This is a genomic window from Paenibacillus sp. FSL k6-2145, from assembly GCF_037976585.1.
Lineage (GTDB): Bacteria > Bacillota > Bacilli > Paenibacillales > Paenibacillaceae > Paenibacillus.
The window spans coordinates 4,584,833-4,610,027 of sequence record NZ_CP150267.1 but is presented as its reverse complement, the minus strand read 5'-3'; the positions used below and the strand labels follow the sequence as shown (position 1 = coordinate 4,610,027).

Below are 25,195 nucleotides of genomic sequence, written 5' to 3'. Positions count from 1 at the left end.
TGTCACCCCTGTTTCCTTTATTCAGAAATCATGTTGTCCGTTTAAGCCACTTATTCATAAATCCCCTGATTCCTGTCAAGGTTCCGGATCCCGGAGTTGCAGGTACAGCCAGATAACGAAGAGCAAGTTTCTCTATATCTTTGGAGGCTTTGGCATTGGGATAAGCCAGACTATAGGGCATTTGCCTTTTGACAGCCTTGACTACCTGGGCGTCTTCTGAAATATACCCAAGCAGCGGAATATCCGTCTGCAAAAACCGCCTTGCCACTCCAGCTATTTTTTCTGCCACTCGTTCCGCTTCTCGTTCGTCTTCCACCCGGTTAACGATCATCCGAAAGGGTGTAGCATTTTCCTGGCCGTGCATAACTTTGACTAAAGCATAAGCATCGGTTATTGAAGTCGGTTCAGGTGTGGTTATAATCAGGCATTCATCGGCAGCACCGATGAACTTCATATTCTCTCTGGAGAGTCCTGCCCCAGTGTCAAAGATGACATAATCCATTTCCTGGGCAATATCCTCGACTTGACTGGCGAAGAACTCCAGATCACGATCAGACAATGAGAACAACTCTTTCATGCCCGATCCTCCAGCAATGTAAGGCAAGCCACTGGCACCCAATTGTATGATTTCCCTTATGGATTTTTGTCGGTACAACAGGTGGTAAAGATTATAGGAAGAAGACGTACCCATAAGAACATCAATATTAGCCATTCCAATATCAGCATCAAATACAAGTACCTTTTGCCCCAAAGCCTGCAATGCCAAGGCAAAGTTCAGTGTAAAATTGGATTTACCAACACCTCCCTTACCACTGGCCACAGTAATGATTTTTGAGGATCGAATATCTCGCTCAATGCCTTCCAATTCCAATGGCGCGGAGACCATACTTCGAAGTGCAGCTGCCTGATCCTTCATTGTGACCATTCTCCCAGCAACTGTTTAGATAACGAATCTGCATCTGGTTTCAACAAATCGTCCGGAACATTTTGTCCATTTGCCACATATGCGAGCTTGAGTGGAAAACGGTGTAACAAGTTAAATAGCGGACCGCAGCTCCCAGTCTCATCCATTTTGGTGAAAATCACCTTATCCAGACCATATTTACTGAAATGTTCCGTGATCTGAACCATATCAGCACTTTTGGAAGTCATACTCATGACCAGAAAAGTTTCGCTATTCTCTACAGGAGCAAGCAAACTTTGCAGTTCCGAAACAAGTAATTCATTTCTGTAGTTTCTACCCGCTGTATCCATAAAGATCAAGTCACAATTCTCTAATCGAGAAATGGCACGTTGTGTATCACCGGGCGATTGTACCACCTCAAGTGGAACATTCAGTATAGAAGCATATGTTCTAAGCTGTTCTACCGCCGAGATCCGATACGTGTCTGATGTAATGAATCCAACTTTACGCTGTTTTTTGAACATTTGTTCAGCAGCCAATTTTGCAATTGTCGTGGTTTTCCCTACACCGGTTGGTCCAGCTACATAGACGATTCGCGTGGTAGGAAGAATGCCTTCTTCAATACGTTGCTCCAAAAAGTGCATGACCTCAAGCTTCACTACTTGTTCTACATCCTGTTCTTTCAATCCACCCTCAGACCATTTTGCTTGAATTGAATCAAACCAGGATTCCCATACTTCCGGCCAGACATCTTGTTCTGTCAAACGTTCTCGGATCATATGCAGTTCCTCTGGCACAGGGTCCGCAGAAGTACCTTGCTTCGAAAGCCTGGTCACCATCTGTTTAAGATCCTGCAATTCAGTCATCAACTTGTCCTGCTGCAGGTCTGAACCTGTTGGCATTGGACCAGTTGTTGAACCCGAAAAATCCGCCCCTTGCGGTCGCGGTTTATGATCCATGCTCGAAGAACCTGAGCCGCTGTCTATGTCTGAACCGATATTACGCGATTCAAACACAGACGGCGCAGCCGCAGATTGGTCCTGTACACTTTGATCAGCTGTATTCGTTGTCGCCGACTCATCAGAAGCCGCAACAAACGAACGAGCTGTTTGCCGATAAGCCTCAGGTACAAATGCACGAGGTACAGGTGTGAATTGATTTTGTACTGGCTTTGTTGTTTGCTTGTTTTCTTCCTTATCCACTGCAGCTACAACTTCGATCCGTTTTTTGCGAAACATTCCCATCACACCGCCCACCTTAATCTCTTTGGTGGACAGAATAACGGCATCACTTCCCAGGTCTTTGCGAATTTGAAGCATAGCTTCGGGCATGGTCTCAACAACGTATTGTTTTACTCTCATAAGTTCACCACCCCGATACTTTGAATTTCAACATTCGGCTCCAACTCGCTGTAGGAAAGCACAGGAATGTCCTGCATTGTACGTTCAATAACCTGACGCAGATACATCCGAATGGTTGGAGAAGTTAATACAACAGGTTGTTGACCTGATTGAATCAAACGGTTCACTTGTTCACTCAGCTTCTGATACACACTTTGTGTAGATACAGGGTCTAGCGCAAGATAACTGCCTTGATCCGATTGTTGCACACTTTCAGCAATTTTCTTCTCAAGACCAGGTCCAACCGTGATCACGCGAAGTGTCTCACCTTTCTGTGAGAACTGCTGAGTAATCTGACGTGAGAGGGATTGTCTGACGTATTCAGTCAGCACATCAGGATCCTTCGTATACGTACCATAGTCAGCCAGTGTCTCGAAGATGGTCACCATATCCCGAATAGATATTTTCTCACGCAATAACTTGGCAAGCACTTTCTGTACATCACCAATGGAAAGTAGAGAAGGGATCAGTTCATCCACAAGGGCAGAATAGTTCTCTCTGAGATTATCCACAAGTGCTTTTGTTTCTTGTCTTCCAAGTAACTCATGCGCATGTTTCTTAATCAGTTCCGTCAGATGTGTAGCTACAACGGAAGGCGGGTCTACGACTGTATATCCTGCAAGTTCCGCTCTGTCCTTGGTTACTTCATCAATCCAAAGTGCTGGAAGTCCAAAAGCCGGCTCTGTCGTTTCAATACCTGTCACGGACTCCTCATCATAGCCAGGACTCATGGCAAGGTAATGATTCAACAACAGCTCTCCTCCGCCTACCACATTACCCTTGATTTTGATAACATACTCATTGGGTCTGAGCTGGATATTATCTCGAATCCGTATGACCGGAACGACCAACCCCAGTTCAAGAGCACACTGCCTCCGAATCATAATGATCCGATCCAATAAGTCACCACCCTGCTGATTATCAGCAAGTGGTATTAAACCATAACCAAATTCAAACTCAATAGGGTCCACCTGAAGCAGGTTAATTACACTTTCAGGACTTCTAACCTCTTCAATCTGCTGTTCTTCTTCCAACTGTTCTTCCGCTACTTGTTTCATATTCAGATTATTTTGCATACGCCACGCGGCATATGCCAACACACCTGCCAACGGAAGCGTAGTAATAACATGAATTGGTGTGAAGAAACCGAGCATGGCAATAACGAAAGCTACGATATAAATAAGTATTGGATATGTAAACAGTTGCCCCGTAATATCATCTGCCAAGTTTCCTTCTGATGACGCTCTGGTGACGATCAGTCCTGCTGCTGTGGAAATAAGGAGAGCAGGGATTTGGCTTACCAATCCATCTCCGATAGTCAGTACAGAATACGTTGACATTGCATCTGCGAAAGCCATCCCATGCACAGTCATACCGATAATAAATCCACCAATGAGATTGATCAGGAGGATGATAATACTTGCAATTGCGTCACCTTTTACGAATTTACTTGCTCCATCCATCGCTCCATAGAAGTCGGCTTCACGTTCAATTTTGGAACGACGCTCACGAGCTTGTTGCTCGTTGATCAGACCCGCATTCAGATCCGCATCAATACTCATTTGTTTACCAGGCATCGCATCGAGGGTGAATCGGGCAGCAACTTCAGCTACACGTTCAGACCCCTTTGTAATAACGATAAACTGAACGACAACGAGGATCAAAAATACGATAAATCCAATCGCAATTTGCCCTCCAGCAATCCAACTACCAAAGGTAGCAACTACGGCTCCGGCATCCCCTTCACCAAGGATTAGCTTGGTTGTCGAAATGTTCAGTGCCAGTCGGAATAGTGTAGTGATCAACAGCAAAGCTGGAAAGATAGAAAACTGCAACGCTTCTTTGCTGTTCATTGCAACAAGGAGTATCATCAGTGCAATTGAAATATTGACGACCAGCAACAAGTCCAACAGCCAGGTCGGGATCGGAAGAATCATCATCAACACAATGCCAATGATACCCGCAAGGACAGCTATATCTTTAATCTTCAATGAATGTACGGCCTCCGATCCCCTTTTATTTCGTTCTGCCCTTTAGTTTATATACATAAGCCAGCACTTCAGCTACCGCTTGAAACAAATCGGCCGGTATAGCGTCACCAATCTCGGCTCTCTGGAACAATGCCCGTGCCAGCGGCTTGTTTTCCATCGTAATAACACCGTTTTCTTTGGCAATTTCCTTAATACGCAAGGCGACATAATCCTGACCTTTGGCAATAATCTGTGGTGCCTCCATCTCGGAACCTTCATACTTTAGCGCAACCGCAAAGTGGGTCGGGTTCGTAATGATTACATCCGCATTCGGCACTTCCTGCATCATGCGCTGCATAGCCATACGACGCTGACGTTCCCGGATTTTACCTTTGATCAGCGGATCACCTTCCATTTTCTTGTACTCATCTTTAATGTCTTGCTTGGACATACGGATCTTCTTCTCATGGTCATACTTCTGATACATGTAATCAAATATCGCAAGTATCATCAATGCCGCTGCAATCTTGATACCAAGACTTAAAGTGATCGACGCAGCGAAATGTAAAATGGCATCCAATGAAAAATGAGAAAGTGAAGCAATATCTGACTGGTAGCCCTTAATTGTACTGTAAACGAGATAACCGATAATCGACATTTTCAAAATGGATTTAGCAAATTCCACTAATGAACGGAGAGAGAAAATATTTTTGAAACCTTTAATCGGGTCCAGTTTCTCAAGTTTTGGCTTCAAACCTTCCCCTACAAGAAGAAAACCAACTTGCATGTAGTTAACGATCAAAGCAACCAGTACCGCACCCAGCAAAACGGGAGCGATCAATAACAAAACTTCAATGCCATAGCGCATCATAAGCGCCATCACATTCTCTCCAGTGATTTCCATACTCAATCGATTGATGAAGATATCTGTGAACAGACGAACTATACGTTCTTTATAGAAATTGCTGAATACCATCATGATCAAAAACGCGAATAGAAGAATGGATGCGCCAGATAGTTCAGCGCTTTTGACAACCTGTCCTTTTTTTCGTGTATCCTGTCTCTTTTTCGGGGTAGCTTTCTCCGTCTTCTCCCCTGAAAACAACTGGAGGTCGAGTTGAAGTTTCATCCGTGTCTTTTCCTCCGTTTCACTCAGCCGGGCCTTTGTCCAATGGTTCCAAGCAATTTTTCCATGGATCTGAACATTACTTCGAACAATTGACTAAATACAAAGGAGAAACTGGGAACCAGCAAAAGCAAAATAGCAACCCCGACGAGTACCTTAAGTGGCATTCCGACAGCAAATACATTAAATTGAGGAGCAGTCTTCGCAAGAAACCCCAATCCCACATCCGTCAAAAACAAGGCAACTACAATCGGTGCAGACATCTGAAAAGCCAGCATAAATGATTCACCTAACGTCCGAACCAAAAATTCAGCAATACTTCCATCTGCCAACCGCAGGAAAAATGCGTTCGATAATGGAATCCACCGGTAACTGTATACGACGGCATCCAGCAGATGATGGTGTCCGTTCATTGTCAGAAACAGCAGCATAGCAAAGGCATACTTGAAGTTACCTGTAAGCGGGGCTGATGCACCTGTCATCGGATCATATACGTTAGCCATAGCGAATCCAATCTGTAGATCGATAAAGGTCCCCGCAGTCTGAACAGCCGTCATCAACAGATAAGCCACAAAACCTAAAAGCAGGCCAATTAGAATCTCTCTGATGATCAATAAAACATAGCTCAGATCGGTGGGTACGGTCTGGTCTATTCCGTAAATCAGATAGACAGACAATGTGACAAATGCAGAAATACCAATTTTAACTGAAGTTGGCACATTTCGAGCCGAAAAAACTGGCGCAGTTACAAAAAATGATGTGATTCGACAAAACATAAGCAGAGCGACAGGGAAACTTTGCAACAATGTCTCCATCTGCTAAAGCCTACCCTATGTATCTGTATAGATTATCGAGTATGTTGAACGTAAAATCGACCAATATATTCAAGATCCAAGGTCCAAACAAAAGTACTGCCAGAAGTACGGCAACAATCTTGGGCACAAAGGCTAATGTTTGTTCCTGAATTTGAGTTGTCGCTTGAAAAATACTGATTGCAAGTCCTACAACCAGAGCTAGTATAAGCATGGGTGCACTGGCCAGCAATGACGTGTATACCGCTTTCCCGGCCAGACCGATAATAAATTCCGAAGTCATGACCGTCCTCCTTTAACTTTCCGGATCAAGTGTTAAAACTCAGCAACAGTGACTTGACAACCAGATACCACCCGTCCACAAGGACAAAGAGCAGTATTTTGAAAGGTAATGAGATCATGACCGGCGGAAGCATCATCATCCCCATTGCCATGAGTGTACTCGCGACAACAATGTCTATAACCAGGAATGGAATGAAAATCATAAACCCCATCTGAAATGCTGTCTTTAACTCACTGATTACATATGCCGGTACCATAACAGTAATTGGGATATCCTGGTAGGTCTTTGGTTGTTCAGTCTGATTGTACTTCATAAACAGCAGAAGATCTTTTTCTCTCGTGTGACTAAACATAAATTTCTTTATTGGGTCCGCTGCTTTTTCAAGTGCCTCGGTTTGCGTAAGTTCTCCCTGAAGATAGGGCTGAAGCGCTACCTGATTGATGGAAGACAACGTCGGCGACATAATGAAAAGTGTCAGAAATAGTGCCAAGCCAACCAAAACCTGATTGGGTGGCATTTGTTGTGTACCCAAAGATGTACGTACAAAACCGAGCACAATCACAATCCGAGTAAAACTGGTCATCAGTACAAGCATTGCTGGTGCAATGCTAAGCACCGTAATTAACAGAATGATGGACAGTGAACTTGTGCTTGGTGTCCCTCCGTCACCGTTTCCGATTTGAATATCAATATTCGGAATGGGCTCGGCAAAGGCAACTGTAACAGAAGCTAGACTGATAAGTCCTAGCAAACAACACGCTAACCAAATCTTTTTCTTCATGAATCCCTCGACCGATCTGTAGTATTGTCTTTATCCAGGAGCTTCTCCATCTTCTCCTTACGGTTAGGCATCTGCCGAAGTTTGGATTCAAACATTTCGTGAAAAGAAGTTGTGTCCTCCAGTTCCATTTCCCGCGGCGGTTCATCTTTACGGAAGCGTTTTGTGAGCTTGGCAATGAGAGGTGACAGATTCCCTTGTTGTGCAGCAGCATCTCGTTCAAAGGAATCAATGATTCTTTGCGCCTCTTCCAGATCCGAAACCTTATCTATCAACTGGATGTCTTCACCTACACCAAGCAGATATACACTCCCACCAATTTCTATAATTTGCAGCGACTTGTTTTGTCCCAGTCCAACCCCGCCAAGAGTACGAATTGTGCCGTGCCGGAACATTTGCTGATTCCGTTTGTTTAAGAACCGGATCAGATAAACAATAAGGACCAGGATGACGGCCAGGACAACAATCACCCATACAAGCTGTAAATAATAATTGGCTCCCGCGCCAGCTGCTTCTGGAAAATCACCCTGAGCCATCATCATGTCTCTTAAACGCCCAGTGTCTTGCTAATCGCTTCGATAACCCGATCAGATTGGAACGGTTTAACAATAAAGTCTTTAGCACCTGCTTGAATAGCGTCGATTACCATCGCTTGTTGACCCATCGCGGAGCACATAATTACTTTAGCGTTAGCATCAATCTTCTTGATTTCTTTCAAAGCTGCAATGCCATCCATCTCAGGCATCGTAATATCCATTGTGATCAGATCCGGACGAAGCTCTTTAAATTTCTCAATTGCTTGTGAGCCATCCTGTGCCTCACCAACAACCTCATATCCATTTTTGGACAAAATGTCCCGGATCATCATTCTCATAAATGCAGCGTCGTCTACGACTAAAATTCGGTTTGCCATCTTGATTCAAGTCCTCCCTAAATTGTGCTTATTGTAATTTCTGAATTCGGTCCCATTGGCTAACGATATCTATAACACGAACACCAAAGTTTTCGTCAATAACAACAACTTCTCCCTTGGCGATCAGTTTGTTATTCACCAAAATATCGACAGGTTCCCCGGCTAACTTATCCAGTTCGACAATCGAACCCTGTGACAGTTCCAAAATATCTTTAATTTGCTTCTGGGTCCTTCCTAATTCTACGGTGACTTTAAGGGGAATGTCCATCAATAAATTCAAATTGTTTTCGTCTACCTGCCCATACGCCCCATTTTGCAAATTGGCGAATTGAACTGGTTGTACGTTAACATTCCTATTTGGCATTCCACCGTAATGTTGAGGTGCACCATAAGGTTGCTGCGGGGGCATGCCATAAGGCTGCTGCGGCGGCATTCCTTGCGGCATCCCCATAGGTGCCTGTCCATATCCGTTATTATAGTCCTGAACAGGCTGCTGAGGAGCCTGTGGGGGCTGCTGGTGTTGAACGGGCGGCTGCTCCGCAACCGGTGGTGGCGTTGCTGGTACAGCTGCTGGTGCAGGTTCAGGTGTTGATGCCACTGGTGCGCTGGCAGTTGACTCCTGAGCGCCTCCAATCAGCATATCTACCATGTTTTTGGCAAAATGCACTGGAAGCAACTGCATCAGATTGGAATCGATCAGATCCCCGATCAACAAACGAAATGAAACTTGAATGAGGGTCTCATCTGCTGGAAGATTACTTACACCCTCTCCACTCTCCAGATTGAGAATATCGATTCCCGGAGGGGAAATATTCACAAAACGATTAAAAATCGTGGACATTGAGGTTGCAGAGGAACCCATCATCTGGTTCATCGCTTCCTGTACCGCACTAATATGGATTTCATTCAGTTCTTCATCGACCGGATTTCCTTCGCCCCCCAGCATCAAATCAGCGATGACTTGAGCATCTCTCTTCTTGATAACAAGTGAGTTAATGCCTTCGAATCCATCCACGTAATTGACATGAACGGCAACATGCGGCTTAGGAAAAGCTTCTTCAAACTGCGTTCGACTAATGATAGAAACTTTAGGTGTTGTAATATCTACTTTGAGGCCTAATAGCGTGGATAATGCTGTTGCCGCGCTACCAAATGTAATGTTACCAATCTCCCCCAAGGCATCCTGCTCCAACTCGGTCAAAAAATCATCAACCGTCTTTTCAGCGGGTTCCGAGCTGTTTATCGATTCCGATTGCCTGAGCAAAGCATCGATTTCTTCTTGGGATAAATAATCCTTACTCGTCAAATTCTTCAACTCCTTCGGTGACAATCTTGTCTATTTGCACAGCCACACGGTCTTTGATTGTCCCCGGACTGCCCATGTATTTCAGTTTGTCACCCACTTTAATGGAAAGTCCCTCATCAACTGGTTTGTTCAACGTAATGACATCACCAACGGACAGACCCAGAAATTCTGCAATTGAAATTCTCGATTCTCCCAATTCCGCAACGATGGGTAACTTGGCTTTGTTCACACGCTCTTTTAGAGCATCATACTCCTCCGGAGCTCTCGTTTTCTTCTCCGAAACAAACCACTGATGAGTTGACAACCGTGACATAATAGGTTCAAGAACGACATGCGGTATACATAGATTGATCATGCCTGTCGTGTCACCAATTTTGGTACTGAGCGAGATCAGAGCAATGGTCTCATTGGGAGATACAATCTGCATAAATTGCGGATTGGTCTCGAGCGCTTCCATCCTTGGGGAAATATCCAACACAGTCTTCCATGCTTCTTGCAAACTTTCAAATGCTCGGCTGAATATCCGCTCCATGATGGTCGTCTCAATCTCCGTCATGGATGCGATCTTGGTTGGAGCAGTTCCGGTTCCACCAAGCAGGCGATCCAACATCGCATATCCCACGTTTGGATGGACTTCCATCACCATTCGTCCCTGTAGTGGCTCCGCTTCAAAAATGTTCAATATCGTCATCTTAGGAATAGAACGGATAAACTCATCATAAGGCAACTGTTCGACCTGAACGACATTGATTTGAACGAACGTCCGCAGTTGGGCTGAAAAATAAGTGGTGAGAAAGCGTGCAAAGTTTTCGTGAATACGAGTCAAGCTTCTGATATGGTCTTTGGAAAAACGCACTGCCCGCTTAAAATCGTACGATCTGATTTTCTTCTGAGTTTCTTCCTTCTTCAATTCTTCTGCGTCCATTTCACCAGAAGAAAGGGCTGCTAATAGGGCGTCAATCTCATTTTGTGATAATACATCCACCATGTTCTCACCCCCTTACAGGTCTACAGCGTGTTCTGTTCATTTACATTGGTGCTATAACAATGTCTGAAAAACTAGTGCTTTTCAATTTCGGCTCAGGCAATGCCTCATTAATTAGACCTGTCAGTTTCTCATTGAATTGTTTCATACCCTTGGCCGAACTCAGTTCCTCAGCCTTGGTGTCTGCAAGTGCCTGAATAATAATGGGCTTCACCGTAATGCTTTTGATTTTTTCAAAATCTTCTTTGGCTGTTTTGTCAGATAACTTGAAAGAAAAACTAACCATAATAATACGATCCGGATCGGCCAGATTCGTTTTAATCTGTGCAAGCTCTGACGATACTTCTACAATTTCATCCGCAGTCATTTTTTTTTCTTCAGCAGCTGCCGCCGTATGTGTGTCGTCCTTATTCCCGTTCTGTCCTTGCATAAATACAAACACAACCACCACAATGAGTGTTATCGCCAGCAACATTGTTGCAAGCCAGGGCATCATTTTTTTCATCAGGATTCCTCCGTTTGCTGCACTTTAATAGTGGCTGCCTGAACCCCGATTTCACGGTTGTAATCTTTAATCTTGGAAATAACGTCAGTGGCTTTTTCAAGCACAATCAGTCTCTTTCCAGTTACCAGAGTAATATACGTATCCGGCGTCTCTTCCACAATTTCAACCATCAGCGCATTTAACCACATGGGAGAACCATTTAACCGCGTAACCGAAATCATGCTAAGCCCCCTTGATCAGAGTAGGAGGAGCAAGCTCCCCCACGTTTTAAAAATTCATTAATCAGTTATTAACGTTTCAGGTTAACAACTTCCTGAAGTATTTCATCCGACGTTGTAATGATCCGGGAGTTTGCCTGGAATCCACGTTGAGCTACGATCATCTCAGTAAACTCTCCAGTCAGATCCACGTTAGACATCTCGAGCTGTCCAGCAATGATTGCTCCTGTTCCGTCCTCAGCACTGTTCGCTGTTAAAGGATCAAGAGTACCGTCAGGATTTGCGTTAGCTGTCATCCGGTATAGGTTACCCCCTATTTTTTCCAATCCTTCAGGGTTAACTACCTTCCCTATTCCAATTTGAGTATCGCCTTCGATTGTTCCATCAGCCATTGTCTGATTAATCATACCGTTCTGTCCGATTGTGAATGAAACAACATCATCCCCAATTGTAATGGGCTCTCCCTCACTACTTAAGACGAACAAACCATCTGAAGTTACAAGATTTCGAGCAGCATCAACATGGAAATCCCCTGCACGTGTCAAGTAAGGAATTTCCTGATCTCCACCCAAGGAGACAAGAAAAAAGCCATCTCCGTTAATACGTAAGTCTGTCGGATTGTTTGTAGTCATTGGGCTTCCTGCGAGATGCAGTGTATCTATAGATCCCACAGATACACCCAAACCAATTTGCTTTGCATTCACACCACCAGATGGAGCATCAGTTGGGGCAGTTACCCCTGCCGTTGTTTGGCTCATAATATCTTTGAACATAACCCGACTGCCTTTGAAGCCAACCGTGTTTACGTTCGCAATATTGTTACCAATTACGTCGAGTTTTGTTTGGAAACCCCGCATCCCGGAAACGCCTGAGTACATTGATTTCAACATTTTTAAAAATCCTCCCAGTCTTCATTTGGTTACCGCATCAGTCGGTCAGCGGCATTCCGGCTCCCGAGAAGGGCCAGCCGGTCAAGAAATGATTACGGCACTATCAATCTGAGTGAACACATTATCCTTCATGCTCTCACTATCCATAGCTGTAACCACAGTACGATTTTTGACATTGACGATAAAAGCCATATCCTGCATTAAAATCAATGACTCTTTGGCTCCTTTGGCAGCAGCTTTGTCCAAAGCAGAACCAATCTGTTCCATTTGCTCGGTTTTGAGTTCAATACCACGCTGTTCCAGTCGTTTGGCAGCATGATTGCTCAATTTCAGAAGGTTATCTTCCAGCACCTTGGCAAAAGGTTTTTCGGGTATAGCCGAAGCTTCTCCCGTTTTGGGTCTTTGAAGCATATTCGGTGTAATCGGGCCTGCGTATAATTGTCCAACCGTTATGCGATCACTCATATCGTTTTCCCGCTATCTTCCGTATCACCCGTTTCAGCGGATGATTCAACTTCCTGGCTCTCGTTCGTTTCAGGGGTTACATCCTGAACGTTCTGTACCGGAGTTTGACTCTCTTCTGCCTGTTTTGGATAATTCACCTGAATGATCTCATCCAGCTTAATCTCGTCGTTGCCCACTTTTGCGTATTGAACGCCATCTCTTACAATGATGGAATCTACAATACCCTGACGAAGAGTTCCGTTATCATCTTTATTAGAAGAAAGCCAACTTACCTCCATGCCAATCATACCGGATACAGCACCAAGGGACTGGTTCAATGTTTTAAGCTGCGTAGAAATATTGACCAGTTGTTCCACTGAGCTGAACTGTGCCATTTGAGCGATAAATTCCTTATCCTCCATCGGCTGCATCGGGTCTTGATTTTGCAGCTGGGTAATCAGGATTTTTAGAAACTGATCTTTACCCAATTCTTTTGTTGCAGCACTTGTGGTTGCTTTATTGGCTGCCGAATAGTTCGGCCAGGTATTATTCATTGAAACATTTTCATTAGCCATTTACTCACCTCATTTCTGCTTAAGCCTTAGCACTAAATGTATCTCTCTGTAATTCGTTTCCTTCGACTTGCTCGCTACGCCAGTTACGCAATTCTTCTTGTATCCCTGCTGTAGCTATAGCATCATCCGATTGTTCCTCACGCTCACGCGAACGGCGTTGTTGTTGAGAGTTACTTCCCGGCTGACGGCCTCCGTCCTGATACATCTGTGATCCGATTGAACTGTTCTGAGTAACCTCAAGTCGTTCCACCTGAATCCCCTGGGCTTGAAGTGAAGAACGCAGCTGCGTCATTTGTTGTTCAAGCATGTCTTTAGCCATCGTATGCTCAGTCATAAACCGTGCAACCAACTGCCCGTTCTGCAAGGTAATTTGAACATCCAACTTACCTAGATGCTCAGGCCGAAGTGAGATGGTCGCCTCGGAAAATCCTTTTTGCTGGACAATATCCAGCTTGTTAACAACAAACTGTGTCATTTCCTTGGCAAACTGTGATGTTTGCATTACAGGTTCAGCCGGTTTTCCTGCTGTTGTACCTGATGAACGCAAGGACAACTCTCCTGCAGTAATGATGGTTGAGTGTTCCACTTCTCCACCTGCATTTGAAGCAGATGTGGTCTCAGCCTCAGCTTTCACCTGGGTTCCAGAATTCGCGACTGCCGCAACAAGAACTTGTGGCACAACAGAATCCTGTTTGGATGTTTGAAGCGAAGCACTTGGAGCTACCTGTGCAGTCTGATCCTTAACTGCAGTCAATGTATCCAGTATGGATTTCAGTTCAGTCCATCCTTTGTCACTAGTGGTATCCACTCCAGCCTCTTGAAGCTGACTCTGCAGAGATTGTAACAAATGTTTGAATTCAGGAGCGTTCTTCGCAACGTTACTCTCAGGATCATTCATTCCAGCTACTAATTGTGTAAGCATATCTTGCAGAACAAAACGTACTGCTGCCGGATGCTGCGACAGTTCAATTGCGGGTACTGTTTTTACGCTTTCCGCTCCAGTCGAAGATTCGTCGGAACCTTCTGTATTAGTACCTGAAGGATTACTTAATTGTGTATACATCTGTTGAATCAGAGTTTGCAAACCTGCAAGTAGAGCTGGGTCATTTTCCAAAGCTTCGTCAAGCGAATCCAAGTCCGTGAACAACGAATTCAGTATAGCCGTGATTGATGTCGCTTCTCCTTCTTCACTTGTAGCAAAGGAAAACACCAGCGGATTGGCTGTTAAACTTCCAGTAGCGCTTGAACTATCACCTTCTGTGTTTCCTCCAGATAGCGATTGTGCAAGAGTTTGGAGAAATTCACCGCTAGCACCTGCAGCTGAACCTTTCGATTGTGCTCCGGTTGTCTGACCTGCTCCTGTTGCTTTTGCAGATGCTGTGGATGCCATTTGATATACAATCGACATTTATTTTCACCTCCTCTCAGATATCACATGAATAAGATCTACTTGTTACCCATTAATTTGTTCAAAATTTTTGCAGTTTCAACCGAGTCCTCTGAAGACATGTTCTCAAGCAATTGAGAGCGTGTTGCATCATCTACTGAATTCAGGATGGTCAATGTTTTGTCAGGACTTAACTTGTATGTTTCCAATAATAGCTTGGCACCACTTGAAGCAGACATCGAAGCAAATGTTTGACTAAGCTGGTTTTTATCCAGGTTTTTGCTTGTGGTTGTGGATGCAGTTGAAGTTGCTGCGGTTTCTTTCTTCAATCTGGATTGCAGTGCATCCAGTGCCAGATCCCCGGACGGTTTAGCATCCTTCATCATCATGGTGACATCGGCTGCTGTTTTCGGGTCCATCTTTTCAAGCACCTTGGTCCGAGCAGATGACTGCATGGCATTCAACAACAATACCATTTCCTCATTCGTCATATTTTGCAAAATAGGTGCAGCTTTGCTTGGGCTCATGTCAGCATACATTTTAGCCAAATCTTTGATTTGTTTTTGATAATCAGATTCCGTCTCTGGCGTTGCTGCTGTAGCCGTTTCAGCCGCTTTTTCCGCATCATCCAACTTCTTCTGAAGGTCCGTTGCCTTCTTTGCTTCGGTTGTTGTAGCTTCCTGTGCTGCCTTGAGCTCTGTTTCTTTGGCAGTTACCTGGGATTTCAGCTTTTCGATTGTGGCTTCAGCACTTTCAACCTGCTGCTCACTCTTCTCCAGCTTCTCCTTCTCCGGATCCAGTACAGGATCAGGTACCCATTCCTTGACTACCGGTATCTTGTTGGCGAATTCAAACAAATTATTACGAATATCTACATTAAATAGCGTAAGTAGTACACCTAGCAGTACTACGGTGAATACAATCGGGATTGAAATCATGAGAAATTTTTCCCAACCGCCTCCCGACTCTTTTTCCATGTCGCTATCATCTTTAACAGCCATCGTTCATTCCTCCTTCACGAGACAACTTCGCGTCCGGCTCACATCAATTCGCGCGTCCGGCTTTGGCAGCGAAGCGTACAGTAGCCATCTCGTCCAGATCGTTCTGTTCCCGGAGGAGCATCTCCTGCTGAAATTTGATTTTGGCCTTGTCTCTCGCTCCAAGCCATACTTTTTCGTCAATCATCTTACCGTTTAGAAACGTCTGATTCCGCTGCACATTGACCTGAGCATGTTTAACATCACTGTTTTTGCGTGAAATGCACTCGTCAAGGTGATGTACATAACGCTGCATCTCCTGCAGACTGTTTACAGACGCTGTATTTTCCGTAGCAGATTGGATAATGCCGATCAGATTACTTCTGTCGTTCAGAAGTTGTATCAGATGTTCTTCCTCCGTCTGAAGTTTGCCGATCGCTGTGGATAACATCCACTCTGCCTGTGTTTTTTCATTACTCTTCAGGTCAACAACTTTCTGGAAATGATATCGAAATTTCATCGTTTACCCATTCATCTCCTTGCAAATTCAAGAATCAAACGTTCCTGTACTTCACTTAAAGTGACTTTCTCGTCGACTTTCTGCTTGGTAAAGTTCCATATACTATCAATCTGGTCTATCGATTCATCTATGGCTGCATTTGATCCCCGCTGGTAAGCTCCAATATTGATCAAATCTTCCGATTCTTTATACACAGCCATCAAACGTTTCATATTATTAACGGCTTCCAACTGCTCTTCCGGAGCAATATCCTTCATAACACGACTTATGCTGGCTAGCACATCAATCGCTGGAAAATGACCTTTATTTGCAATGGATCGATTTAACACAATGTGTCCATCCAGAATACCCCTTACCGCATCCGCAATTGGTTCATTCATGTCATCCCCATCGACCAGAACGGTGTAAAAGGCTGTAATCGAACCGGTAGGTCCTGTACCCGCCCTTTCAAGCAGTTTGGGCAAACTTGCAAAAACCGATGGCGTATATCCTCTCATTGCCGGAGGTTCACCTACGGCCAGACCAACTTCCCTTTGTGCCATCGCATATCGGGTTACCGAATCCATCATGAGCATCACGTTCATTCCACGATCTCGGAAATACTCTGCAATAGTTGTCGCAATAACTGCTCCCTTAATCCGAATCAGGGCAGGCTGATCTGAAGTTGCAACAATGACTACGGAGCGTTCCAGTCCTTCCGGACCCAAATCCCGTTCAATAAAGTCGCGTACCTCACGTCCACGCTCACCCACAAGCGCGATGACATTGACATCTGCTGCTGTATTACGAGCAATCATACCCATCAATGTACTCTTACCAACACCAGAACCAGCAAAAATACCTACACGCTGTCCCTTACCTACGGTCAGTAATCCATCGATAGCTCTTACACCAACACCCATCGTTTCAAGTACACGTGGACGATCCATTGGATTGACCGGAGTATTGGAGGTAGAGTACATCGGCATTCTTGATGGAAGAAGGGAACCGTCCAGCGGTTGTCCAAGTCCATCCAACACTTTACCGAGCAATTCGGAGCCTACCTGAACGCCGAGCGGTTTACCCGTACCTACTACATCGCAACCAGGACCGATGGATTGTAGTTCACCCAGTGGCATAAGCAGCACTTTGTTATCTCGAAACCCAACAACTTCGGCCTGAAGAGGCTTGGCTGATTTACCAGGATAGATATAACATACGTCACCGATACTTGCATCTGGCCCTTCTGACTCCACCATAAGACCAATGACCTGAGTAACTTTGCCGTTAATACGAACAGGATCGAATTGGCGCAAATGTTCCATATATCGCTGTGAACTAAGAACCTTCATGTTGATTTTTTCGCTCCTCATCCTCAAGTGCTATGCGGACCAGTTCTTTTTTAATCTCAGCAAGCTGTGTATCAATTCTCGCATCTACACTTCCGAACGAAGAACGAATGACACATCCCTTATCTTTGACCGTTGAATCAGGCAAAATCTGCAATTCTGCCTGAGAGTCAATGGACAGAGACAATTCTTCACGAGCTGCCTGTACAAATGTAAACTGATCAGGTGCCACACAGAGTGTGATTAACCCCTGCTCCCGTTTACGTGACAAACTCTGACGAATCAGTTCCAATGTATGATCGGGTTCAATGGTAAGTTGCTTATCAATGACTTTCTCAGCGATTCCGCAAGCGAGCTCCACGAGGAAAGGTTCGGCTTCCTGAATGATCTGATCTTTCGCTACATAAGCTTCCTTGAGCACTTCCTGGGCTTCAATCATCATCTTTTCGATCTGCACCTGGAGATCCAGTTCAGCTTGTACTTTGCCTTCTTCAAAACCCTGTTGGAAACCTTGTGAACGAAGCGCTTCAGTCAGATGTTCATCCTGTTGTCGTTGTTCCTGCCACCAGCTGTCGATCTGTTCACGGGCCTCTTGAAGCATGCGCTCTGCCTCTTCTGAAGCTTCACGTACTTGCTTTTCTGCAAACTCCTTGGCATCTTCCAGCATTTCTGCGGTAAGACGTTGTGTTTCTTCGTCCACGCGTGCTTGAAGCGTTTCTGCTTCAGAACCTTCAGCACTGTCACCGTATAATTCCGTTTCAGACTCCTCAGTACCACCATAATGATGATGATTTTCAAGTTTTTTGCGGTCATCAACGGGTACATACTGGAAAGATTTAATCAAATTAGACAATGATATCATCTCCTCCACCGCGTGCGATAATGATCTCACCGGCTTCTTCCAATCTGCGTATCGTTCCTACGATACGTGTCTGAGCTTCCTCAACATCACGCAATCGCACAGGTCCCATGAATTCCATCTCTTCTTTGAATGTCTCGGACATCCGTTTCGACATATTCCGGAACACGGCATCCCGAACTTCTTCGCTTGCCACTTTGAGTGCCAGCTGCAAATCTGCGTTGTCGATATCCCGAATAATGCGCTGAATCGAACGATCATCCACATTGACGATATCTTCGAATACAAACATGCGTTTTTTGATTTCCTCCGCAAGCTCAGGATCCTGAATTTCAAGCGAGTCCAAAATGGTACGCTCTGTACCACGATCGACTCCGTTCAGAATCTGAACGATCGATTCAATACCACCCGCATTCGTGTAATCCTGCGTTACGGTAGAAGAAAGTTTTTGTTCCAGAACCCGCTCCACTTGAGAGATGACTTCCGGCGAAGTACTATCCATAACAGCCACCCGGCGAGCGACATCTGCCTGTTTCTCTTGTGGCAAGGATGATAGAATCGCTGCTGCCTGTTCGAATTGCAGGTAAGACAGAACCAGGGCAATTGTTTGCGGGCTTTCATTCTGAATAAAGTTCAAAATTTGGTTCGGATCTGCTTTGCGTGCAAAGTCAAATGGTCTGACTTGCAGCGTAGCTGTCAAACGGTTAATGACTTCAAGTGCTTTTGAAGAACCCAGAGCTTTCTCCAGGATTTCTCTCGCATAATTGATACCGCCCTGAGAAATATATTCCTGCGCCAGACAGATCTGGTGAAACTCGGCCATAATCATGTCCTTTTCGGAAGAATCAACCTTGCGCACGTTGGCAATTTCCAACGTAAGTTGCTCAATCTCCTCATCACGCAGATGTTTGAAGATCTGAGCCGAGACTTCCGGACCTAATGTAATCAACAAAATTGCTGCTTTTTGTCTTCCAGTCAAACCTTGACTGCTTGCCTTCGCCAATGCGTTCACCTCTATTCGTCAGCCAGCCATGTACGCAGCAGATTGACGAATTCGTCTGGCTTTTTCTTGGCCAAACTCTCCAATTGTTTGCGCACCTGACTTTCGTTCGTTACACTGTCCAGCGTAATGGACGGGAACTCTGTTGCTATTGGAAGAGGAATCTCTTCTTCTTCGACTTCGTTTTGTTTGCGGCGACGGCGTACTAACAAAATAACTACCGCTGCGATCAATGCCGCTATGAGTGCGCCTCCACCCCACATCATCGTTGAGGAAAGCTGGAAACCTGTATTGTCTGTAGAGGCAGTCTGGAATCCTTGTGACATGACTGAAACTTTCTTTGTCAGATCGGCGTCACTTATTACAGTGCCTGAGTCTGCCAGTGAAGCACGAACAATGTTAACCAAAATGTTCTCAATTGCGTCCTGAACCGGTCCCTGTAATTCTGTTTCTCCATTCGGTGGTTCAACTGCAACGTTAATGGTTAAATCTTTTACAGTATACGGACTGGAAATAATATCCTTGGCGATTCGATTAACATCGTAGTTTATAGTGCTTGATGATTCTTCGGAGGTAGAGTTACCGGCTGCATCAGATGATGGATAACCCGGAACTTCCTCTTGTCCTGTGCCAGCAACTCCACCTGTTGGGTTGCTTGCGCCAGTGTAACTCTTTTGAATCTCCTGCACACTGATCTCGATGCCTTTCATATTATCTACATCAACAGGTGTGACCAGATTTTCCTTACGTGTTTCTTTGTCAAAATTAAGCTTGGAGGCTACCAAAACATTAACTTTGTCTTCGCCTACAATCTGGGAAAGGAATTGCTTTACGTTATTACGGACATCGTTTTCAAACTTTTTCTGTAATGCCATGTTCTCTTGGACTTCGGAAGACAACCCTCCACTGCCACCTCGGGCAGTTGGAATCAATTCTGCTTCATCTGTGTTCGTAATCGTGATGTTCTCAACAGGCAGATTAGGAATTGCAGTTTTAACCAAGTTAAAGTAGCCATCTACCGCTGCCTGATTGGGGTGATAACCCGGTTTGAATTGAAGAGCTACCGATGCTGATGCTTTGTCTTGTTCTTCTAAACCAGCAAAGATGTTATCTTTCGGCATATTAACGAGTACTTTAGCATCCTGTATCCCTTGCATCCGCTGAAGTAACTGTTCAACTTCTCCGTTTATAGCGTTGTTGTACTTTACATCAAACTCTTTATCCGTCATTCCGATCGGCGATGATGACTCCTCGAATGACTTATACCCTAATGAACCATTCTGAATAATCCCTTGAGATCCAACATTCACCTTTGCAATTGCAACACTTGTACTCGGTACGGATATGGTCTTGCCATCTGAACTTAATTTGTATGGAATGCTAGATGAATCGAGATAACTGATCACGCCCGCTGAATCACTTGCATTCAAATCTGTAAAAGCTACTTCATATTCCGTCTTGGACAATTGCATCGTGAGTACAACAGCAGCCAAAATCAGGAACAGGAAGGTGGATATAAATAATACTTTTTGCTTTTTGCTAAAACTATTCCAATACTGGGATGCCTTATCCCTGTACTGGGCGATTCTCTCATTCACTCTGTCACCCCATCCGAAACTTTGCTTAGTCTGTCCTTACTCAACCCTCGCCGTTTCATAGGTTGACGATCAGGAGCAGCATCGCAGCTGCTTTGTTGTAATGATCAGCGCTATTATCGAAGCGCAAGTAGGTTATTTTATAACTGCGTTCGCATAACTTCCTGGTATGCTTCGACCACTTTGTTTCGGACTTGAGTTGTGAGTTGTAGGCTTAACAAGGCCTGTTCTGAAGCAATCATCACCTGGTCCACATTCGCTTTGCCGACCAAAAATTGATTCGACATTTCATGCGATTGAGCCTCCTGTGCTGCGACGGATCCTAATGCATTCTGTAAGTATGTACCGAAGCTCTGAATGGTTTCGGCTGGTGTAGAAGGCTTACTTTCGGTTGCACTCTTCATCTGTAGCGGTTGTATCCCCTGTGTGCTAAACATGTTGTTCTGAATCATTAATGTCCCTCCCCTTCATCCCTGGTTTGTATTTTTCTTATTTTCATTTCAAAGCAGATTATCTTCCAATCTCCAAAGCTTTGGAGATCATCGCTTTGGTTGAATTCAGTGCTGTTACGTTTGCTTCATAGGAACGCGAAGCAGAGATCATGTCGACCATTTCTTTCGCAATATCCACATTAGGCATAAATACATATCCTTCTGCATTGGCATCTGGATGAGAAGGGTCATACACAGGCTTCAAAGGTGACTGATCCTCCCGAATCTCCGTTACTCTTACGCCATCTCCTGAACCGCTACCTCTCATCTGATTTTGCAACATCGTACCAAATGACGTTTTATTCGGCTCAAGCACAACCATTTTACGTTTGTAAGGGACCGCTTCACCATTGGATACGCTCGCGCGCGTCGTCTCTGCGTTGGCAATGTTGGAAGATATGACGTCCATCCGCAACCGTTGGGCTGTCAGAGCTGAGCTACTGATACTAAAACTATTACTAATGTTCAATTTAGGTTATCTCCCTTCCACGCCAACACGCATAATTTTAATTTGTTCGTTCACTTGCTGAATATAAGCGTTATAACGCAACTGATTCTCCGCCAGAAGACTCATTTCTCTGTCTATATCGACATTGTTTTCGTTGTTATTCATGGAGGTTGACTGGTCCATATTAACTACTGGCGTTGGTACGGAAGAGGAAGGACCTATGACAAAATGCCTTGCATCAGTTACTTTACCCTTAAGAACAGGCATATCTCCATTCATTTGCCCTTGCAACATTTCTTCAAAAGAAACGTTCGAGCGCTTGAAATACGGGGTATCGGCGTTCGCGATGTTGTCAGCAATCGTTCGTTGTCTGATATTGGACGCATCGAGTGCACCTTGCAATCTTTTAAAGCTGATATCGTTTAAAAGATTCACAATCCCCCTCCTCTCTTTAGAAGTAATGGAAAAAGATTGAATCTTTTCCCTTGAAAATTCTTATGTTTTTTTCGACAAAAACATTCGTCTTTACACGGTTTTCTAGGACTTAAGTAGAATTAACTCTGATGTTGTCGTATAACATAAGTTTCTTCGAGTTTGGGATTTATTACAATAAGAAAAAAGCCCTATCTTTTCTGAAAGACAGGGCTTTTTGTGTATTTTCTGCAAATTATGAATTTTTTCGTAAATGTTCGGGCCCAAAACAAAAGTATGTTAATACTCTCCCTGATTGTTCTTAAACATTCTTAAAATAAAAAAAAACTTTCAAGTCTCAACATGAGCTTACAACGCCCGTAATTATGTATATTTCCGAATATTTCATAGTTGATAATGTTAGAATTTTTTGCCGTTGTAGTAAGGGTTTAAGGACAATATGATAGATATACATACAAAGCTATATATTAATCAATTGACAAGTTATCTTTCAATGATGAAGAAAACTCGACCTTCCTACACAACACTTTCTTAACAATTAAGCGGCGTCTATATATTTTAATTTTAAGAAAACAATTAGTGGGTTCACACTTTTCAACAATTCATCATTTTGCGCATTTACGCAACATTTACCAATCTATCGACTAAACCGATGACCAGACTTGGAATAAGAAAAATTCTTTTAATGGGAATCATTGGGTATGTAAACGAAGCATAACTACCACTCTGATAGGTTTTAACTTCGTATACATGCGGCACAAGTCCTAGGTTTTGTCGATCCGTATAACAACCCCACATCTTTTATCGGCTGTAACATCGAAATCCTTTAGCTAGAAACAAAAATAAACGATATGCGTCGTCAAGTAAGAGAGCCTTTGTGGATCGCTAAAGGAATGCTTCCCTTTGTGGATCACACAAATGTTCTCTACTTTCTTGCATACCGTTCATTTATAACATCATTTTAACAACTACATTGCTAGTTCCATGTTACAGGATATACTGACTCAAATCACGATCAAGCGCAATATCATTTAATTTCTCCCGGACATACTCCGGAGTGATCACCATACGTTCCAGTGTAAGCTCAGGTGCCTCAAAGGATAAATCCTCCAAAAGCTTCTCAAGAATCGTATGCAGTCGACGTGCACCTATATTTTCTGTATTTTGATTGACGGATTCGGCCAATTTGGCAATCTCGCGAATGGCCTCATCCGAGAACTCAATCTCAATATTCTCGGTGCGCAGTAGATCAACATACTGCTTGGTCAATGCATTTTGCGGTTCAGTCAGAATGGATACAAACTCCTCCAGTGTAAGACTACTTAGTTCCACACGAATTGGGAAGCGCCCCTGAAGCTCAGGAATCAGATCAGAAGGTTTGGCGACGTGGAATGCTCCAGCTGCCATAAACAGAATATAATCGGTTTTGACAGGGCCATACTTCGTCATTACCGTTGAACCTTCGACGATAGGCAGTATGTCACGTTGCACACCCTCGCGGGACACATCAGGACCACTACCGCGCCCTTGACTGGCCACCTTGTCGATTTCATCTATGAAAATGATACCTGTCTGCTCCGCCCGGCGAATGGACTCCTGGGTAACATCATCCATGTCGATCAATTTCCCTGCTTCTTCCTGGATCAACACTTTACGCGCTTCTTTAATAGCGAGTTTACGTTTTTTCGTACGACGAGGTAAGAGGCTGCCAAACATCTCCTGCATATTCATGCCCATCTGATCATTACCTTGACCAGCAAACATGTCCATCATATTAGGAGCAGTGTCTTCTACATCAATTTCAATGATGTCATCCTCCAACTTGCCGGACAACAGATCAAACTTGATCTTGCGTCGACGCTCCGCAACTCCTGTATCCGGTTCTGGCTCATCCTGCTCCTGAACGTTGTTACCATTATTGCCAAAGATCATCTCAAAGGGATTGCGCTGATTCTTGGACTTAGACTGTGAAGGAGCCAAAATATGTACAATTCGTTCGTTGGCAGCTTCTTCAGCTTTGTCTTTCACTTTTTCAGTCCGCTCCAGCTTCACCATCCGCAGTGATGTCTCAATCAGATCACGCACCATCGATTCAACGTCACGGCCAACGTAACCTACTTCAGTGAACTTGGTAGCTTCCACTTTCACAAATGGCGCACCTACCAGTTTAGCGAGGCGACGGGCGATCTCCGTTTTACCCACACCGGTAGGTCCAATCATCAAAATATTTTTAGGCACAATGTCGTCCTGAGTGTGTTCAGGCAAAAGGCTACGCCGATAACGATTACGAAGGGCCACTGCTACCGATTTTTTAGCTTTCTTTTGACCTACAATATACTTGTCAAGCTCTGCAACAATCTGTCTCGGTGTTAACGCTTGAGTATTCATATTGCTTCCCTCCTACCAGTATGTTGAATTTATTTTACCTAACAAGGACAAAGAATCCCCTGGACGTCCTGGAGCAGATTACAGAATCATGCTCCACTACGGGAGATTTCTTTGGCTTATAATTCTTCTACAATAATATTACTGTTGGTATATACACATAGCTCCGAGGCAATCTGAAGTGATTCACGCGCAATATCTTTCGCTTCCAGGTTTACTGCATGACGTTTCAACGCACGTGCAGCAGATAAGGCAAAGTTTCCACCTGATCCGATAGCAATAACGTCATCATCCGGTTCAATAATTTCCCCGCCGCCTGAAATGAGCAGCATACCTGATTTGTCCATCACAATCAACAGTGCCTCAAGCTTACGCAAGATCCGATCCTGACGCCAATCCTTGGCAAGCTCTACAGCAGCACGCTGCAAGTTACCATGGTGCTCCTCAAGCTTACCTTCGAATTTCTCAAACAGGGTGATCGCATCCGCCACAGAACCAGCAAAGCCAGCAACAACCTGTCCGCGGTACAAACGTCTTACCTTCTTGGCTGTATTCTTCATCACAACACTTTGGCCCATGGTCACCTGACCATCTCCTGCGATTGCAGCCTTACCATTATGACGAACAGCACAGATCGTTGTAGCATGAAATGACATATCCATGA

Annotated in this window: 28 protein-coding genes; all 28 read right to left on the bottom strand. The window is 44.3% G+C overall.

What is annotated here, in order from left to right:
* Nucleotides 1-28 precede the first annotated feature (28 nt).
* Nucleotides 29-916, bottom strand: coding sequence for a MinD/ParA family protein (locus NZ043_RS20525; RefSeq protein ID WP_017689167.1), 888 nt, complete (start codon nt 914-916; stop codon nt 29-31).
* Complete coding sequence (gene flhF, locus NZ043_RS20520) at nt 913-2,265, bottom strand: flagellar biosynthesis protein FlhF (RefSeq protein WP_091031887.1); 1,353 nt, start codon at nt 2,263-2,265, stop codon at nt 913-915. The genes NZ043_RS20525 and flhF overlap by 4 nt, the downstream gene beginning before the upstream one ends.
* Entirely contained in the window at nt 2,262-4,295 is a 2,034-nt protein-coding gene (flhA, locus tag NZ043_RS20515; protein WP_133384326.1) for a flagellar biosynthesis protein FlhA, read from the bottom strand. The genes flhF and flhA overlap by 4 nt, the downstream gene beginning before the upstream one ends.
* A 25-nt stretch (nt 4,296-4,320) precedes the next feature.
* The gene (gene flhB, locus NZ043_RS20510) at nt 4,321-5,403 is read right to left on the bottom strand and encodes a flagellar biosynthesis protein FlhB (RefSeq protein ID WP_206105731.1); all 1,083 of its coding nucleotides are present in this window, start codon (nt 5,401-5,403) and stop codon (nt 4,321-4,323) included.
* A gap of 23 nt (nt 5,404-5,426) precedes the next feature.
* Complete coding sequence (gene fliR / locus NZ043_RS20505) at nt 5,427-6,215, bottom strand: flagellar biosynthetic protein FliR (protein WP_133384324.1); 789 nt, start codon at nt 6,213-6,215, stop codon at nt 5,427-5,429.
* Between the two features lie 10 nt (nt 6,216-6,225).
* Entirely contained in the window at nt 6,226-6,495 is a 270-nt protein-coding gene (gene fliQ, locus NZ043_RS20500) for a flagellar biosynthesis protein FliQ (RefSeq protein ID WP_047842485.1), read from the bottom strand.
* Between the two features lie 25 nt (nt 6,496-6,520).
* On the bottom strand, nt 6,521-7,276 hold the full coding sequence (gene fliP / locus NZ043_RS20495) for a flagellar type III secretion system pore protein FliP (protein WP_133384323.1): 756 nt from the start codon (nt 7,274-7,276) through the stop codon (nt 6,521-6,523).
* Nucleotides 7,273-7,809, bottom strand: coding sequence for a flagellar biosynthetic protein FliO (locus NZ043_RS20490; protein ID WP_206105785.1), 537 nt, complete (start codon nt 7,807-7,809; stop codon nt 7,273-7,275). Before NZ043_RS20490 ends, fliP begins: the two co-directional genes overlap by 4 nt.
* A gap of 11 nt (nt 7,810-7,820) precedes the next feature.
* Entirely contained in the window at nt 7,821-8,186 is a 366-nt protein-coding gene (locus NZ043_RS20485) for a response regulator (RefSeq protein WP_017689175.1), read from the bottom strand.
* Nucleotides 8,187-8,214: 28 nt separating this feature from the next.
* A complete protein-coding gene (gene fliY / locus NZ043_RS20480; RefSeq protein ID WP_133384321.1) occupies nt 8,215-9,492 on the bottom strand; it encodes a flagellar motor switch phosphatase FliY in 1,278 nt (425 codons plus the stop codon).
* Nucleotides 9,482-10,480, bottom strand: a complete 999-nt coding sequence (fliM, locus tag NZ043_RS20475; RefSeq protein WP_074094566.1) for a flagellar motor switch protein FliM — start codon at nt 10,478-10,480, stop codon at nt 9,482-9,484. The genes fliY and fliM overlap by 11 nt, the downstream gene beginning before the upstream one ends.
* A 40-nt stretch (nt 10,481-10,520) precedes the next feature.
* Nucleotides 10,521-10,982, bottom strand: coding sequence for a flagellar basal body-associated FliL family protein (locus NZ043_RS20470; protein ID WP_133384320.1), 462 nt, complete (start codon nt 10,980-10,982; stop codon nt 10,521-10,523).
* Complete coding sequence (locus NZ043_RS20465) at nt 10,982-11,203, bottom strand: flagellar FlbD family protein (protein ID WP_074094564.1); 222 nt, start codon at nt 11,201-11,203, stop codon at nt 10,982-10,984. Before NZ043_RS20465 ends, NZ043_RS20470 begins: the two co-directional genes overlap by 1 nt.
* Nucleotides 11,204-11,271: 68 nt before the next feature.
* Nucleotides 11,272-12,090, bottom strand: coding sequence for a flagellar basal body rod protein FlgG (gene flgG / locus NZ043_RS20460; RefSeq protein ID WP_036609361.1), 819 nt, complete (start codon nt 12,088-12,090; stop codon nt 11,272-11,274).
* 81 nt (nt 12,091-12,171) lie between these two features.
* The gene (locus NZ043_RS20455) at nt 12,172-12,555 is read right to left on the bottom strand and encodes a TIGR02530 family flagellar biosynthesis protein (RefSeq protein WP_047842481.1); all 384 of its coding nucleotides are present in this window, start codon (nt 12,553-12,555) and stop codon (nt 12,172-12,174) included.
* The gene (locus NZ043_RS20450; protein ID WP_133384319.1) at nt 12,552-13,109 is read right to left on the bottom strand and encodes a flagellar hook capping FlgD N-terminal domain-containing protein; all 558 of its coding nucleotides are present in this window, start codon (nt 13,107-13,109) and stop codon (nt 12,552-12,554) included. The genes NZ043_RS20455 and NZ043_RS20450 overlap by 4 nt, the downstream gene beginning before the upstream one ends.
* Nucleotides 13,110-13,128: 19 nt before the next feature.
* Nucleotides 13,129-14,517, bottom strand: a complete 1,389-nt coding sequence (locus NZ043_RS20445; protein WP_339309134.1) for a flagellar hook-length control protein FliK — start codon at nt 14,515-14,517, stop codon at nt 13,129-13,131.
* A 38-nt stretch (nt 14,518-14,555) separates the two neighbouring features.
* A complete protein-coding gene (locus tag NZ043_RS20440; RefSeq protein WP_076208900.1) occupies nt 14,556-15,497 on the bottom strand; it encodes a DUF4088 family protein in 942 nt (313 codons plus the stop codon).
* A gap of 43 nt (nt 15,498-15,540) precedes the next feature.
* Nucleotides 15,541-15,993, bottom strand: coding sequence for a flagellar export protein FliJ (fliJ, locus tag NZ043_RS20435; RefSeq protein ID WP_091031905.1), 453 nt, complete (start codon nt 15,991-15,993; stop codon nt 15,541-15,543).
* A gap of 11 nt (nt 15,994-16,004) precedes the next feature.
* Nucleotides 16,005-17,324, bottom strand: coding sequence for a flagellar protein export ATPase FliI (gene fliI, locus NZ043_RS20430; protein WP_036609365.1), 1,320 nt, complete (start codon nt 17,322-17,324; stop codon nt 16,005-16,007).
* The gene (locus NZ043_RS20425) at nt 17,311-18,174 is read right to left on the bottom strand and encodes a FliH/SctL family protein (protein WP_074094560.1); all 864 of its coding nucleotides are present in this window, start codon (nt 18,172-18,174) and stop codon (nt 17,311-17,313) included. Before NZ043_RS20425 ends, fliI begins: the two co-directional genes overlap by 14 nt.
* Nucleotides 18,167-19,183, bottom strand: a complete 1,017-nt coding sequence (gene fliG, locus NZ043_RS20420) for a flagellar motor switch protein FliG (protein ID WP_047842476.1) — start codon at nt 19,181-19,183, stop codon at nt 18,167-18,169. The genes NZ043_RS20425 and fliG overlap by 8 nt, the downstream gene beginning before the upstream one ends.
* Before the next feature lie 11 nt (nt 19,184-19,194).
* Complete coding sequence (fliF, locus tag NZ043_RS20415) at nt 19,195-20,778, bottom strand: flagellar basal-body MS-ring/collar protein FliF (RefSeq protein ID WP_339309133.1); 1,584 nt, start codon at nt 20,776-20,778, stop codon at nt 19,195-19,197.
* Nucleotides 20,779-20,915: 137 nt separating this feature from the next.
* Nucleotides 20,916-21,227, bottom strand: a complete 312-nt coding sequence (gene fliE / locus NZ043_RS20410; RefSeq protein ID WP_017689190.1) for a flagellar hook-basal body complex protein FliE — start codon at nt 21,225-21,227, stop codon at nt 20,916-20,918.
* A 58-nt stretch (nt 21,228-21,285) separates the two neighbouring features.
* Nucleotides 21,286-21,735, bottom strand: a complete 450-nt coding sequence (gene flgC / locus NZ043_RS20405; RefSeq protein ID WP_017689191.1) for a flagellar basal body rod protein FlgC — start codon at nt 21,733-21,735, stop codon at nt 21,286-21,288.
* Nucleotides 21,736-21,741: 6 nt separating this feature from the next.
* On the bottom strand, nt 21,742-22,149 hold the full coding sequence (flgB, locus tag NZ043_RS20400; RefSeq protein WP_076208905.1) for a flagellar basal body rod protein FlgB: 408 nt from the start codon (nt 22,147-22,149) through the stop codon (nt 21,742-21,744).
* Between the two features lie 984 nt (nt 22,150-23,133).
* Nucleotides 23,134-24,534, bottom strand: a complete 1,401-nt coding sequence (gene hslU, locus NZ043_RS20395) for an ATP-dependent protease ATPase subunit HslU (protein ID WP_076208906.1) — start codon at nt 24,532-24,534, stop codon at nt 23,134-23,136.
* 116 nt (nt 24,535-24,650) lie between these two features.
* The gene (gene hslV, locus NZ043_RS20390) at nt 24,651-25,193 is read right to left on the bottom strand and encodes an ATP-dependent protease subunit HslV (RefSeq protein ID WP_076208907.1); all 543 of its coding nucleotides are present in this window, start codon (nt 25,191-25,193) and stop codon (nt 24,651-24,653) included.
* Nucleotides 25,194-25,195 lie beyond the last annotated feature (2 nt).

Coding starts and splice junctions, on each gene's coding strand:
- hslV (WP_076208907.1), bottom strand. CDS start 25,193: ATGGATATGTCATTTCATGCTACAACGATCTGTGCTGTTCGTCATAAT.
- hslU (WP_076208906.1), bottom strand. CDS start 24,534: ATGAATACTCAAGCGTTAACACCGAGACAGATTGTTGCAGAGCTTGAC.
- NZ043_RS20485 (WP_017689175.1), bottom strand. CDS start 8,186: ATGGCAAACCGAATTTTAGTCGTAGACGACGCTGCATTTATGAGAATG.
- NZ043_RS20525 (WP_017689167.1), bottom strand. CDS start 916: ATGAAGGATCAGGCAGCTGCACTTCGAAGTATGGTCTCCGCGCCATTG.
- NZ043_RS20445 (WP_339309134.1), bottom strand. CDS start 14,517: ATGTCGATTGTATATCAAATGGCATCCACAGCATCTGCAAAAGCAACA.
- fliE (WP_017689190.1), bottom strand. CDS start 21,227: ATGATTCAGAACAACATGTTTAGCACACAGGGGATACAACCGCTACAG.
- flhB (WP_206105731.1), bottom strand. CDS start 5,403: ATGAAACTTCAACTCGACCTCCAGTTGTTTTCAGGGGAGAAGACGGAG.
- fliR (WP_133384324.1), bottom strand. CDS start 6,215: ATGGAGACATTGTTGCAAAGTTTCCCTGTCGCTCTGCTTATGTTTTGT.
- NZ043_RS20490 (WP_206105785.1), bottom strand. CDS start 7,809: ATGGCTCAGGGTGATTTTCCAGAAGCAGCTGGCGCGGGAGCCAATTAT.
- NZ043_RS20465 (WP_074094564.1), bottom strand. CDS start 11,203: ATGATTTCGGTTACGCGGTTAAATGGTTCTCCCATGTGGTTAAATGCG.
- NZ043_RS20455 (WP_047842481.1), bottom strand. CDS start 12,555: ATGAGTGATCGCATAACGGTTGGACAATTATACGCAGGCCCGATTACA.
- fliP (WP_133384323.1), bottom strand. CDS start 7,276: ATGAAGAAAAAGATTTGGTTAGCGTGTTGTTTGCTAGGACTTATCAGT.
- NZ043_RS20470 (WP_133384320.1), bottom strand. CDS start 10,982: ATGAAAAAAATGATGCCCTGGCTTGCAACAATGTTGCTGGCGATAACA.
- NZ043_RS20450 (WP_133384319.1), bottom strand. CDS start 13,109: ATGGCTAATGAAAATGTTTCAATGAATAATACCTGGCCGAACTATTCG.
- NZ043_RS20440 (WP_076208900.1), bottom strand. CDS start 15,497: ATGGCTGTTAAAGATGATAGCGACATGGAAAAAGAGTCGGGAGGCGGT.
- fliQ (WP_047842485.1), bottom strand. CDS start 6,495: ATGACTTCGGAATTTATTATCGGTCTGGCCGGGAAAGCGGTATACACG.
- fliJ (WP_091031905.1), bottom strand. CDS start 15,993: ATGAAATTTCGATATCATTTCCAGAAAGTTGTTGACCTGAAGAGTAAT.
- fliI (WP_036609365.1), bottom strand. CDS start 17,324: ATGAAGGTTCTTAGTTCACAGCGATATATGGAACATTTGCGCCAATTC.
- flgG (WP_036609361.1), bottom strand. CDS start 12,090: ATGTTGAAATCAATGTACTCAGGCGTTTCCGGGATGCGGGGTTTCCAA.
- flhF (WP_091031887.1), bottom strand. CDS start 2,265: ATGAGAGTAAAACAATACGTTGTTGAGACCATGCCCGAAGCTATGCTT.
- fliM (WP_074094566.1), bottom strand. CDS start 10,480: ATGGTGGATGTATTATCACAAAATGAGATTGACGCCCTATTAGCAGCC.